Below are 13,315 nucleotides of genomic sequence, written 5' to 3'. Positions count from 1 at the left end.
AAATTGGTAAATTGTTTGTTAACCACCTGTTTAATCGCCATTTCTTCGAGGTATTTCCGGCGGACGCTCCAGTCCTTCTGGCCGGCGCTGTCTTTTTGGCTTAGGTTTAGGCGGCACAGGTGGAGTGTTTTCATTCACCTTTGCGGGCTTGGCCTGCCGTTTTGCTTTAGCTACCTCTTTAATTTTATTTTTTTCTTCCTGCTCTTTTTTACTTTTTGATAACGTAGTATCGGCCGGTAAATTATGATGCTGCAACGTAACCGTATGATGGTATTCAACAGGATTTGATGGGCTGTTTGTAGTACCGGCAGCTGATAAACGGGGCGTAAATATCAATAACAGTACAATATACGCAAACCACTTTACCATTGAGAGGAAGAAAAACTTAAAATTATATTCAAATATCGGTCAATATAAACAGTAATACCCAAAGTGGGGGTACTGTTGATAACAATTATCACTTGTTTATTTAAGCAGGGGAAAAATGCTTAGATAAACAAGTGATTATACGCTTACCGGAATAATTATGATTGGTTTAAAATAAATACGATTAAAGCTGTTATATGTTAATGCCTTTTGACATATAAACGCGGTCCTGGTCGTCAATAATAACGCAGGCAATTTGGTTTAGCTGGTTAATTAAATACATTCCGGCGTTAACACCGATGCTAATCATAGGAGATGCCATGGCATCGGCCAGTTCGGCGGTTGGGCTAAGTACACTTACACTTTTAATTTCGCTTACCGGGAAACCTTTATTGGCATTGGCAATACTTTGAAATTTTTTCTTGCTGATGCTTGCATATTTTTCGGCATTTACCGACGTTGCAAAAGCCATATTGCTAATGTTAAGGTGGGCAAATGGTTGTTTCCGCTGTTCAGGATCGGCAGTGCCTACTGTCCAGGGTTTGTTGTTGGGTTGCGTACCCCAGGTTAACAGGTCGCCACCTGAATTTATAACGCCGCTGCTAACGCCGTTCATTTGCAAAACAAATTTTGCCCTGTCGGCAGCATAGCCCTTACTGTTGGCGCCAAAGCCAATACGCATGCCTTTTTCTTTTAAAAAGATAGTTTGTTTGCCGGCATCAAGTACAACATTTTGATAGTTGGTTTGCATTACCGAGTAAGGGGCCGTTTTAACAGTCACGTTTTCAACCAAGGTAGTATCGCTGCCGGTATTGCCGGTGAAATAGGTAATATCAAAAGCACCGTGGGTAAGTTCAGATATCTGCAAAGCACGGCTTATAAGCCTGAAAATTTCGCCGTTGGCTTTAACCGGGGCAACGCCGGCTTCACGGTTTATTTGTTTAATGTTGCTGTCGTCGCCAAAGGCCGACAGTAGTTTTTCAACCCTGTTGATCTCGTCAATAGCGATTTCTATTTGTTCATTGGCCAATAAAGGATCATTCCCAACTACACTAATCTCAAATTTATCACCCATAGCGTGTACATTACGTTTGTAGGTGGTTAAATTGTTACTTAAAGTTTTTACTGCCAGCATAAAATAAATTTTTATCGTCAAAAAATCAAACTACTCTAATCCCGCTGTAGGATGATATGTTTATAACAAAAATGTTACCTCTCACCTCTACAACAACTAAGGTAAATTGCTTATATGAAAATAAGATGAAAACAAGATTGCGAATAACGTAAATCGCCGTTTTGGCTTGATCTTGAAGCAAATTGTATGAAATAAAGACGTGATTTTGACAAAAAAACCGGGATACGGAAAAACTGCAAACTTTTTCCGCATTACCATCAACTTTTAAATTTCCCCGAAATTCCATCCATCTAACCATGTGTTTTGTGGCTTTTTTGGGGAATTGGCGTTTAGATTTTAACCCCTTAATCGATCAAAATATTCTCGCCAAATTTTTGCGACACCGTAGTGTTTTCCTTGCCATTGATACTAATCACCAGGGAATCATCAAAAGGTATTTTTTCAATTAGCTGGATGCGGGTGCCAATACCAATATTAAGCTTAATGAGGTATTGCAAAAACGAATTGCTGGTATCACGTACGGCAGCCACACGGCAGGCGGTACCCGGTTTAAGATCGGTTAACGTTACCGAAAATGATTTGGGTACTTTGCCGTTGGCTTTGGGTATTGGATCGCCATGGGGGTCGTATTCGGGGAATCCAAGGAATTTGTCGAGCCTGTCGGCCAGGGTTGCATCGCTGATGTGTTCCAGTTCTTCGGCAATATCGTGGATCTCGTCCCAATGATAGCCCAGTTTCTCTAACAGGAAAACCTCCCAAAGCCGGTGCCTGCGCACAATTAACACGGCATCTTTTAAACCCTGAATAGTAAGCTTTACGCCAACTTTTTTATCATAGGCTATCAACTCCTTTTCGGTAAGCTTCCTGATCATATCAACTACCGAGGCCGGGTTATTGCCCAGGGCCTCGGCTATAGCAGTGGGCGTTATTTTAACATCCTTTTGCTGCGCAATACGGTAAATAGCCTTTAGATAGTTTTCTTCTGATAATGTATACATCCGCGGTTGAACTGGGAACGTACAAACATAAATAAAAACCAGCCCGTTTGTAATAGTTAGCCATGGCTAATTATTGTAAACCCGGTTTAAACAAAACAGGCCTCCGTTTTACGGGAAGCCTGCTGGTGTTTTTTTTGATTGGGTTATTAATGGTGCCCATGACCACCGCCATGCCCTCCGTGTCCGCCGCCACCATGGTTGCCGCCGCCGCCACCATGGTTGCCGCCGCCACCGCCATGATTGCCGCCGCCACCACCATGGTTGCCACCGCGGCCACCATTGCCGTGAAATTGCGGCCCGCGGCCACCGTGGTTACCATTATCAAAGTGGCCATTACCGCGATTATAAACTACCCTGCGGCTGTGGTTGCCCCTCCAGTAATTGGCGTACCTGGCATCGCGGCTGTTACGGATAACAACCTGGTCATGACGGCCCCTGTAGGTGGCGTACCTTGTTCTGTAAACATCGTTCCTTACCCATGGGGTGCGGTCATTTATTACCACTTTATAGCTGTGGTATAAATCGTAGTTACGGTAGCGTACCGGTAAATAGGTGCGGTGTACCCATACATTGTTATCAAAGTATACATACTGATGTGTTGGCACGTCATAGTACGTATCAATATCGGGCATGTAGTAGTAGTTGGCATAATCGTATCCAACAGGGCCCCAGGCCGGCTGGCTGCCTATGTTTACCCCTAAGCTTACGCTTACCTGGGCACTGGCTGTTTTAATAACGAAGCAGCTTAATAATATAGCTGCCGACAGGATGATCTTTTTCATTTGTTTGCTTTTTAAGTAGTGCCCCTTGTTAACGATCAATAGATTGCCAACCGGTAGCGTTGTTTGAATGTATGACAATATTAAATCAAAAAAGTTTAATATAAGTAAAACCCAAGTGAGGGGTACGTCTTCAAGACATAAAAAAACAGGCCTCCGTTTTACCGGAAGCCTGTTTTGTATAAAAATTAACAATCAAAAATTAATCTTTGTGGCCATGCCCTTTATTGCCATGGCTGGTTTTCCGTACCTCTTTGTGTACAATTACCTTGCGCGAGTTGCCCCGGCCATTACCTGTCCAATGGTTTTTGTATTTAACCTCGCGGCTATCGCGAATAATGGTTTGGTTATGTTTGCCTTTATAGCTTGCGTATTTAGTGCGGTACACGGTATTGTGCACCCAGGGTGTACGCTCGTTCACCACTATTTTGTATCCGTGGTAAACATCGTAGCTGGCATAGCGCGGTGGCAATGCGACTGAGTGTACCCATACATTATTGTTAAAATAAACGTATTGATGCGCGTTTACGTCATAGTATGCATCAATATCGGGCATGTAGTAATAGTCGGCACGGTCATAACCTGTCGGGCCCCATTCGGGCTGGCTGCCAATATTAATGCTTAAACTAATTTGGGCGCTCGCAGGCTTTATTGCCAAACAGCCTAAAAATATAGCGACTGTTAAAATGATCTTTTTCATGGTATTATTGTTTTGTTTGAATGTATGACAATAACCAATGAGAAAAGTTTAGTTTGAAGTATGCCAAGGCGGGTAACCAATCAGTTACAACATTTTAAATGCTAAATAAGCGCCTGATATAAGGTGGTTAGTTATTGGTCGTCATCGTTATCTTTATCGGTTACCTTTTTACCGGCCATGGCCAGCATAGGCTTACCAATAACTTTATAGTTGCCTTCGCCTTTAAGGATGGATGCCAGCTGGGTTTTATCCTGCATGGTTTTTACGGCCTGGGCCAGTTCTTTATCGTATTTAAAGTTTACTTCGTAGCGGCCCTTTTCGTAGTAATAGCGGGAGGCTATCTCGTTTTCAAGTATCTGCTTAATCTCGTCCTTATGCAGCTGAAGGTCGTTCTTTTTGGTGGCCATCAGCTTGGCTTTCAACACATCGTACTCGGCCTGTATGTCGGTAAACTGTTTTTCTTTGGTGGCCTCGGTCTTCAGGCTGTTCAGCACCTTTTCTGATGAGGTGGTGTAGTTATAGTTTTTATCGGCCAGGTATTTCACAAAATCACCGTATTCGCCATCAGATAACACGAACGACTTGGTATCGGCTATTTTAGCGTGCTTATCGCGGTAAACGGTGGCGTAATCAAATATCAGCAGCTTACCTACCAGCGCCTGGGTTACATTGGCAAATTTTTCCTGTTTGATAAAAATATCGGGGTAAATGGCGCTGCCGTCATAAACCGAGCGCCCATTTTTAGTTTTAAACTCGTGGATTAACGAATCGGCTACTTTAACTACGCTGCCATCATCCTTACGGTGCGTATAATCCAACTCCTGGATGCAGCGGCCCGATGGGATATAGTATTTGGCAATGGTAATTTTAACCAGGCTGTTATACGGCAGGTTAAAGGTTTGTTGTACCAGGCCTTTGCCATAGCTGCGTTGCCCAATAATAATGGCGCGGTCAAGGTCCTGTAACGAGCCGGCAACAATTTCTGATGCTGATGCCGAATGACTGTTAACCAATACTACCAACGGCAGGTTTGGCTCAAGCGGCGCGCTTACGGTGCTGTACGTAAAATTCTTTTCTTTTATTTTTCCTTTTTGCGATACAACTTCCACATCCTTCTGCACAAAAAGATTTACGATTTTTACAGCCTCCTGCAAAATGCCGCCACCGTTTGAACGCAAATCGAGGATGATACCGTTAGGATTATTCTTTTTTAAGGTTACCAGGGCGTTGGTAACTTCGGCAGCCGAGTTTTCTAAAAACTTATCCAGCTTAATATAGCCCATATTGCCCTGCACCATACCAAAGTACGATACGTTGGGTTGTTTAATTTCATCGCGCAGCAAGTTTTTTTCAAAAGGCTGAGGTACGTTATCGCGTTTGATAAAGAGCTTGATGGCTGCCCCTTTTGATCCTTTGAGTAAAAGGCTTACCTGGTCGTTGTTTTTTCCGTTAAGGTCAATGTCATTTATTTTCAACACCTGGTCGCCGGGGTGTATATCGCCCTTTTGTGCCGGGAAGCCCTCAAATACATCGGATACGAATACCTTGCCGTTACGGGTAAAAATACTTGCGCCAATACCACCGTACTGGGTACTTACATAATGTAGTTTATAATCTTCAATTTCCGATTCGGGTACAAATTCGGTGTAGGGGTCCAAACCATCCAGCATGGCATCAACTCCTGTTTTTACCAGTTTGGCCGAGTTAACGTTATCAACATAGTTAATATTAACTTCTTTATAAACCGATGCAAAAACATCCAGGTTTTTCGAGATCTGGAACAGGTCATCGTCAAAGGCCGCAACACCAACAGCCAGCGTTACAATGCCGGCAAACAAGCCTATCTTTCTGTATTTTTTTGAGATCACCATACCCGGTACAACATTATAGCATATAAAAATACGAAAAGCTTATCGATTTTTACAATTGAACGCTTATTTACAGCCTGTTATTGTCAATATTCACCAAAGCTTTTTTCAGGGTGAACACCACATATTCCCTGTTACGGTTTACAAGCTCCATAAGTTTGGTTATCAGAGCTTCTTCCTGTCCTTCGGTATATTTTAATTGCTCATCGCTCAGGTTGTTGTATTTGCGTTGAACTTTAATTTTCACACGTTCCCAATCTTTATTGGAGATACTGATCTCGGCCATTGTTAAATTATTTTAAGCAAAAATATAAAAAATACACGTTGGCTGAATTAAAAATGAGGCTACGCGCTCTTTTTACCACTAAATTACAGCAAGATGAGACGGCAATGGCAATCCTTCGCTAAGCTTATCGGGGATTGGTGCAAGCCGTTTGGTTTGCAAGGGGATAAGGCCCGACCAAATGGGCAGTTCCATGTCGTCATCGTCATCAACCGGCATACCGGTACGTATTTTAGCCGATGCTTCATCAGTTTTAAAAGCGAGGGCCGTGGTTTTAAGCACCTCTCTATCGGTTATAGGGCGCAGGTAATCCCAGCTGCCGGGCACAATTTTTTCGGTAAGCCATTTAAAAGCCTCCGTTTTATCGGCCACGCTTTCAATTTTTTCTGCCTGCGCAAATATCACCACCGACCGGTAATTAACCGAGTGGTGAAAAGCCGATTTGGCTACCACCAGTTCATCCATCAGGGTAACGGTGATGCAAACCGGGATGCCTTTCTCCAGCTCGCGCATCAAATGGCTGCCTACCGAGCCATGTATATAAATGCGGTTGCCGTACCGCACAAACGCGGTGGGGATGGCGTAAGGTTTATTATCTGCCGAATAGCTGATGGTGCAATATAATGCTTCATCAAGGATATTGTTGATGGTTTCGGGCTCGTAGCTGGCCCTTTTTGCTGCCCTGCTGGGGATAAGATGTGCCGGTGGATTTGCCATGATTTTGTTTTTTTGGTAAAATTATGCGTTTATTGGATGGTGACAATGCTCCAGATAATACAAAACAGGTAGTCCAATTTTATGCAGGTATATTCATCATGTTTGATAATTGATAAACAGGCGCAGCTGCCGGTTTATATTCAACTGGCCAATCAGCTTATGACGATGGTAAAAGCGGGCACGTTACAACCCGGTCACCGGTTGCCCAGCACCCGGCAGCTGGCCACTTTATTAAACCTGCACCGTAAAACAGTGATAAGGGCTTATGACGAGTTATTGGCACAGGGCTGGCTGCAAAGCCATACAGGCAGCGGAACTTTTGTGGCCGGCCATTTACCGGTAACAAAGCCCCGGCAGTTATTAAATAATAGCCCAAATGCGGCTAAAGTAGCCGGCTTTAGTATAAAAGAGGCGCCGCACCTGCAACGCGGGATCGTCGATTTAAACATCGATCTGCATCTTGATGATGGTTTCCCGGACACCCGCATGGCACCCGTGACCGAACTTTCAAGGGCTTACCGTACCCAGCTTTTAACAGGCAATCCCTATACTCGTTTGGGTTACGCTGACCCAAAAGGATCAGAGTGGTTGCGTACAGAGTTGGCCACCTATTTAAATATCACCCGCGGCCTGCGGGTTACACCGGCCAATATCCTGATAGCGCGGGGTACGGTTATGGGCCTTTATTTAACCTGCGCCGGACTGCTGCAACCCGGCGACACAGTAATCACCGCCGAACCGGGTTGGGCGGGTGCCGAGGCCAATTTTTTACAGGCCGGGGCAAATCTTTTAAAAGTGCCGGTTGATGAATACGGATTAGATGTAGATAGCCTTGATGAGCTTTGTAGCGGGCAAACCGTGCGCATGGTGTATGTTACATCGCACCATCATTACCCCACAACAGTAGCCTTGCGGCCAGATAGAAGGGTGCGCCTGCTTGAGCTGGCCCAAAAACATGGCTTCATTATTTTTGAGGACGACTACGATTATGATTTTCACTACCAAAACAAACCGCTGATGCCATTGGCCAGCGCCGATGATGCAGGGATGGTGCTGTATTGTGGTGCTTTCTCCAAAAGTATTTCGCCGGCTATAAGAGTGGGGTATTTGGTTGGCCCCGAAAACGTGATTGAGCATTTGGCCCAATTACGGCGCACTATTGACCGCCAGGGCGACAGCATGCTGGAGAATGCCATGGCCGAGCTTTTACAAAACGGAGTGATACAACGCCACCTGCGCAAATCATTACGGGTTTACCAGCAGCGGCGCGATTTTTTTTGTGGATTATTGAATGATCGCTTAAAAAATTACGTGCAATTTAAAGTGCCCGAAGGGGGCATGGTCGTGTGGACGGGTTTTGATTCAACCATAGATTTAAACAAACTTGCCCAAAGTGCCTTAAAAAAAGGACTGTATTTTCAGGGCACGAATAGCCCCTCGGCACCAAATTTTACCCGGCTGGGTTTTGCATCTTCCACTCCCGAAGAGTTGGAACAATGCGTTGATGTACTGGTGAAATTACTGGTAAAATAGCCTTAAGCGTTAACCTTGTTAAAATTATTTTAGCCCGATTATAAAAAACGGGTCAAAGCAACGTTTAAAACTTTGGCGCGTCAATTGATAGGCTGTAAAACAGGCTATCAATACAGCCGTATTGTAAACTAACTATGTAAACAAGGGGTTTGGTTATAATTATTCAAAAAATTATAGCTTCGCCCCGCTAAAAATTAAAAATTCATGAAAAAGTATTTATTAAGTGCCGCGTTACTGATTGCCGTGAGCATCAGCGCGAAAGCACAATTTTCTTTAGGTGTTAAAGGGGGTGTCAATTTTTCAAAAATTAACAGTACCGCATTGGGCGAATCAACATTAACAGGTTATCAGGCGGGTTTATTTGCACGAATTGGCAGCGGATTATATTTACAACCCGAGCTTTATGTGGCCAGCAAGGGTGGAAAATTTGAATTTCAAAGTGGCAGCGGAGCTTCTTTTACCAGCGAAGGGAAAGTAAGGTTTACCACGTTGAATGTGCCCCTGCTGTTAGGTAAATCTTTCGGCGCTAAGGATTTGAATTTTCGTGTTATGGCAGGTCCGATTTATACCTACAACATGAGCGAAAATAAAGACCAGAGCTTTAAAGATAACCTAACTGGAGCTTACCAGGATTTTGGTAACTACAACAAAAGCACATTAGGTTTCCAGGCTGGCGCCGGCGTTGATATCGGTGCAATAACTGCAGATCTGCGTTACGAGGGTGGCTTATCCAAAGTAAACTCCAGCTATGGTCAGCGCCAAAACCTTTGGGCTTTAAGCGTTGGTTTTAAAATTTTATAAGCTGGCTGTTAAACGGCTACCACAACATTATTACCCGGTATCGTTATCTCACTTTGCTGCACTCCGCGTAGGTCATAGTGCTTTTTTACAGGATTCCAGGACATCGCTTGAATAACAGCAGACATAAAAACTCTGTTACAAGCGATAAGTGCAGGCCGTTACCAAAGCGTATTTGTGCCGTGGTTTAACAATAATTCGGCGTTAACCGGTTTTTGCCCTATAACGGATAGTGTCTGGTAGTAATATACGGGGAGCATTTTCACTTGTTACGAACGCGACAAATGAAAATGCTGCCCCGTATAATTTAAAGCTCAACAGCGAAAAATCCATCAAAGCAGTTTTTAGTGTTGATTTTCAGCGGTGGATTGCTGTATAACCAAAATGCAGGGAAATTTAGATTTAAGGGACAGGATACTTCTATCAGCCGGAAATAATAATGAAGTTCATTATAAGTATAAACAGGGTTACTTTTAATTATTATAAGTATTAATTGTAAACGGCCATGAACTATTTTTTCAAAGTTGGGCGCAGTACATTTAAGCTTACTCTACTTACTACAATATTCATAGGATTGACGTCTTGTAATCAAACAGGAACAACGTTCTTTTCGGAAAAACGAGTGGTATACTTAAAGACTAACTTAATGGTTGAGGCAGATGATAGCATACTTGACTCAACGATGGGGCCGTCGCTTATCCGTATCTTTCCGTGCAACAGAGCAGGTAAAACAAATAGCCAGGTTCCCTGCGCGGACGTGTTTTTATGTAAACTACACAATAGAACAAACGCTTTATTAACAGATACCATCATGGTGCTTGATACCGGCAAAACAGCATCAGAACCGCCGACTAATTTAGACTATTACTGGACGGGGCTAAAAAGATCAGCAAAGTTTGAACAATGCAAGATTTCCGTTCCGGCAGAATTTGAAAATCAGATGAAGAGATACAAATATAAATACGCATCAGTTACGTTAGTAACCGACGATTTTGATTATAAAAGATAGCAGGTCAACCAACGAAGGGCTTTTTTTAATTGTTTGAGCGCGATTTTTTAGTGTAAAGGCGAGAAATAGAAGGCTTATGCTACCTCGTTAACACTGCTTCTAACAAAACAATTATTCAAGTCTATAATTTTCCACAAAAGCATTTGTTAATAACATAATAAGCTGTATCTTTGCAGTCCCGAAAATGCGGGGTATAATAAACGTTTAAACAATTTAATTTAAAGCAAGTGAATACGTTAAGTTACAAAACTGTCTCAGCCAACAAAAAAACCGTTAACAAACAATGGGTTGTTGTTGACGCACAAGGCGAGATTTTGGGGCGCTTGTCCACTAAGATCGCAATGATCATCCGTGGTAAAACCAAGCCAGATTTCACCCCGAACGTAGACTGCGGTGATAATGTAATAGTTATCAATGCAGACAAGGTAAAGTTGACCGGAAACAAATTCAGCGCAAAGCAGTATGTTTCTTACACTGGTTATCCAGGTGGTCAGCGTTTCATTTCTCCTAAGGAGTTAATGGCAAAACATCCTGAGCGCGTAATTGAAAAAGCCGTTCGTGGTATGTTACCTAAAAGTCGTTTGGGTAAAGCATTATTTGGTAACCTGTATGTATATGCAGGTGGCGAGCATCCACATGCAGCACAAAACCCAACAACCATTTAACTTTTTAATTTCAAAGGAGAAAAAAAATGCCAACAACTAACACTTCAGGCAGAAGAAAAACAGCCGTTGCCCGCATCTACCTTTCAGAAGGAAATGGTGCGATCATCGTTAACGGTAAAGATTACAAAGAGTACTTCCCAACATTGCCATTACAGTACATCGTAACTCAGAGCACTGAGGTTTCTGGTAGCACCGGAAAATTTGATGTTAAAGTAAATGTTGCAGGTGGTGGTGTAAAAGGACAGGCAGAAGCCGTTCGTTTAGCTATCGCTAAAGCCATTGTTGAACTGGATCCTGAAAAGAAACCAGCATTACGCGCTAAAGGTATTATGACTCGCGATGACCGTATGGTTGAGCGTAAGAAACCAGGTCGTAAGAAAGCACGTAAGAGATTCCAATTCAGTAAACGTTAATCACAGGAGGACAACAAAATGGCAAGAACAACATATCAGGATTTACTGGATGCAGGTGTACACTTTGGTCACCTTACCCGCAAATGGGATCCGAAAATGTCACAGTACATTTTCATGGAGCGTAACGGTATCCACATTATCGATTTAAATAAAACCTTAACTAAGGTTGAAGAAGCTGCTGCAGCTATCAAACAAATAGTAAAATCAGGCCGTAAAGTATTATTCGTAGCTACAAAGAAACAAGCGAAAGATATTGTTGCTGATTATGCAAAAAGTGTAAACATGCCCTACATCACCGAGCGTTGGTTGGGTGGTATGTTAACCAACTTTGCTACCGTTCGTAAGTCGATCAAAAAGATGTCAAACATCGATAAATTGACTAAAGATGGTACTTACAGCAACCTTTCTAAAAAAGAAAGACTGATGATACAACGTGAGCGTATCAAATTAGAAACCCTTTTAGGTGGTATTGCTGATTTGAACCGTTTACCTGCAGCATTATTCCTTATCGACGTTAAGAAAGAGCATATTGCAGTATCTGAGGCTTTGAAGTTGAACATCCCTACATTTGCTATGGTTGATACCAACTCTGATCCTTCAAACATTGATTTCCCTATCCCTGCGAATGACGATGCTACCAAATCAATTTCATTGATTACCAGCATTATCATCAAAGCGATTGAAGAAGGTTTGGAAGAACGCAAACGCGATAAAGAAGACGAAGCAGAAAAAGAAGCAGTTGCTGCTAAAGCAAAAGCTGATGCTCCTGAAGTAAAAGACCGCAGCGAAAACGAAGGCGGTAAAAGAACCAGGAAAACTGCCGAAGTTGCAGACGTTGTAGCCGACGCTGACACTGAAGCACCTGCCGAAACAGAAGAGTAATTAAATAGTTGTGGGTTGTAGGTTGTGAGTTATAAGTTTTTATAATCTGCAATTTGCAACCCATAATTTTAATAATAAAATAAGTTACAGGTTATAGTAAAGCTTTAATTTTGAAGCCAACTCATAACTCACAACTCAATACTTAAAACTAATAAAGATGTCTACAGTACAAATATCTGCAGCCGACGTAAATAAACTGCGCCAGCAAACTGGTGCCGGTATGATGGATTGCAAAAAAGCATTAACCGAAACTAACGGTGATTTTGAAGCAGCTATCGATTTTTTAAGAAAAAAAGGTGCTAAAGTGGCAGCAAGTCGTCAGGACAGAGAATCAAACGAAGGTGTTGTTATATCGCGCACAAGCGCTGATGGCAAAACCGGTGTTATCATCGAGCTTAACTGCGAAACTGATTTCGTGGCAAAAAATGCTGAGTTCATCGCTTTCGCTAACGAAATTGCTAACAAAGCAGTTGAAAACCAGCCAAAAAGCATCGAAGAACTTTACGCGCTTTCTATCGATACGGAAAACACCACTACTACTATTGGTGAAGCTGTTATTGACAAAACCGGTAAAATCGGCGAAAAAATTGGTGTTTCTAAATTAGAGATCATCACAGGCGAAAAAGTTATCGCTTATGTACACGGTAACTTCCGTTTAGGTGTATTGGTAGCTTTAAACTCAAACCCTGCCGGTGTTGAAGAAGCTGGTAAAGATGTTGCCATGCAAATTGCCGCAATGAACCCTATCGCGGTTGATAAAGATGGCGTAGATGCCTCTGTTATTGAGCGTGAACTGGAAATTGCTAAAGACGTGATCCGCGCTGAAGGTAAACCAGAAGAAATGGTTGAAAAAATCAGCTTAGGTAAACTGAACAAGTTCTACAAAGACTCAACCCTGTTAAACCAGGAGTTTGTAAAAGATTCATCTAAAAACGTTGCCCAGTTCCTGGCCACCGTTGAAAAAGGCCTCACAGTAACCGCATTTAAGCGGGTAGCTTTAGGAGCTTAATTATTTTATCCCCCTCGTTTTTAGCGAGGGGGATTTTTTTTGCAATATTGTTTGGTATTTGCGCTCATGTCATTGCATATCGCATGGCGGAGAAGACTCACCCGGCGAGGCTACGCCCGCCACCCTCTCTTCGGCTTTGCCGGAAAGAGGGATTTGAATG

General features: G+C 42.8%; 15 protein-coding genes. 7 read left to right on the top strand and 8 right to left on the bottom strand.

Going from position 1 to position 13,315, the window contains the following annotated elements; translation table 11 throughout:
* Nucleotides 1-30: 30 nt before the first annotated feature.
* From AC1DXF_RS18975 to AC1DXF_RS18940, 8 genes are all read right to left on the bottom strand, one after another.
* Complete coding sequence (locus AC1DXF_RS18975; protein WP_477450272.1) at nt 31-369, bottom strand: hypothetical protein; 339 nt, start codon at nt 367-369, stop codon at nt 31-33.
* Between the two features lie 190 nt (nt 370-559).
* Nucleotides 560-1,501: an FAD:protein FMN transferase gene (locus AC1DXF_RS18970; RefSeq protein WP_477450271.1), complete on the bottom strand. Its 942-nt coding sequence runs from the start codon at nt 1,499-1,501 to the stop codon at nt 560-562.
* A gap of 344 nt (nt 1,502-1,845) precedes the next feature.
* A complete protein-coding gene (locus tag AC1DXF_RS18965) occupies nt 1,846-2,499 on the bottom strand; it encodes a metal-dependent transcriptional regulator (RefSeq protein ID WP_477450270.1) in 654 nt (217 codons plus the stop codon).
* A 146-nt stretch (nt 2,500-2,645) separates the two neighbouring features.
* Nucleotides 2,646-3,281, bottom strand: a complete 636-nt coding sequence (locus tag AC1DXF_RS18960; protein ID WP_477450269.1) for a hypothetical protein — start codon at nt 3,279-3,281, stop codon at nt 2,646-2,648.
* A 199-nt stretch (nt 3,282-3,480) separates the two neighbouring features.
* On the bottom strand, nt 3,481-3,978 hold the full coding sequence (locus AC1DXF_RS18955) for a hypothetical protein (protein ID WP_477450268.1): 498 nt from the start codon (nt 3,976-3,978) through the stop codon (nt 3,481-3,483).
* Nucleotides 3,979-4,109: 131 nt separating this feature from the next.
* The gene (locus AC1DXF_RS18950; protein ID WP_477450267.1) at nt 4,110-5,849 is read right to left on the bottom strand and encodes a S41 family peptidase; all 1,740 of its coding nucleotides are present in this window, start codon (nt 5,847-5,849) and stop codon (nt 4,110-4,112) included.
* 67 nt (nt 5,850-5,916) lie between these two features.
* Complete coding sequence (locus tag AC1DXF_RS18945) at nt 5,917-6,132, bottom strand: hypothetical protein (RefSeq protein ID WP_090638442.1); 216 nt, start codon at nt 6,130-6,132, stop codon at nt 5,917-5,919.
* Nucleotides 6,133-6,210: 78 nt separating this feature from the next.
* Entirely contained in the window at nt 6,211-6,846 is a 636-nt protein-coding gene (locus AC1DXF_RS18940) for a pyridoxamine 5'-phosphate oxidase family protein (RefSeq protein ID WP_477450266.1), read from the bottom strand.
* 81 nt (nt 6,847-6,927) lie between these two features.
* On the opposite strand from AC1DXF_RS18940, the gene pdxR reads away from it, so the two are divergent.
* From pdxR to tsf, 7 genes are all read left to right on the top strand, one after another.
* Complete coding sequence (gene pdxR, locus AC1DXF_RS18935; RefSeq protein ID WP_477450265.1) at nt 6,928-8,379, top strand: MocR-like pyridoxine biosynthesis transcription factor PdxR; 1,452 nt, start codon at nt 6,928-6,930, stop codon at nt 8,377-8,379.
* A gap of 204 nt (nt 8,380-8,583) precedes the next feature.
* Nucleotides 8,584-9,180 carry a porin family protein gene (locus tag AC1DXF_RS18930; RefSeq protein WP_477450264.1) on the top strand — a complete coding sequence of 199 codons (597 nt, stop codon included), beginning with the start codon at nt 8,584-8,586 and terminating at the stop codon, nt 9,178-9,180.
* A gap of 643 nt (nt 9,181-9,823) precedes the next feature.
* On the top strand, nt 9,824-10,186 hold the full coding sequence (locus tag AC1DXF_RS18925) for a hypothetical protein (RefSeq protein ID WP_477450263.1): 363 nt from the start codon (nt 9,824-9,826) through the stop codon (nt 10,184-10,186).
* A gap of 227 nt (nt 10,187-10,413) precedes the next feature.
* Nucleotides 10,414-10,851: a 50S ribosomal protein L13 gene (gene rplM / locus AC1DXF_RS18920; protein ID WP_090638869.1), complete on the top strand. Its 438-nt coding sequence runs from the start codon at nt 10,414-10,416 to the stop codon at nt 10,849-10,851.
* A gap of 26 nt (nt 10,852-10,877) precedes the next feature.
* Nucleotides 10,878-11,264, top strand: coding sequence for a 30S ribosomal protein S9 (gene rpsI / locus AC1DXF_RS18915; RefSeq protein WP_090638861.1), 387 nt, complete (start codon nt 10,878-10,880; stop codon nt 11,262-11,264).
* Nucleotides 11,265-11,282: 18 nt separating this feature from the next.
* Nucleotides 11,283-12,146, top strand: a complete 864-nt coding sequence (rpsB, locus tag AC1DXF_RS18910) for a 30S ribosomal protein S2 (RefSeq protein WP_147054487.1) — start codon at nt 11,283-11,285, stop codon at nt 12,144-12,146.
* Nucleotides 12,147-12,303: 157 nt separating this feature from the next.
* Nucleotides 12,304-13,155 carry a translation elongation factor Ts gene (gene tsf / locus AC1DXF_RS18905; RefSeq protein WP_477450262.1) on the top strand — a complete coding sequence of 284 codons (852 nt, stop codon included), beginning with the start codon at nt 12,304-12,306 and terminating at the stop codon, nt 13,153-13,155.
* The last annotated feature ends 160 nt before the right edge of the window (nt 13,156-13,315 follow it).

This window comes from Mucilaginibacter sp. P2_A5 (assembly GCF_056404995.1).
Note: the sequence above shows the minus strand (reverse complement) of the source record. Positions and strands in the feature narration are given on the sequence as shown.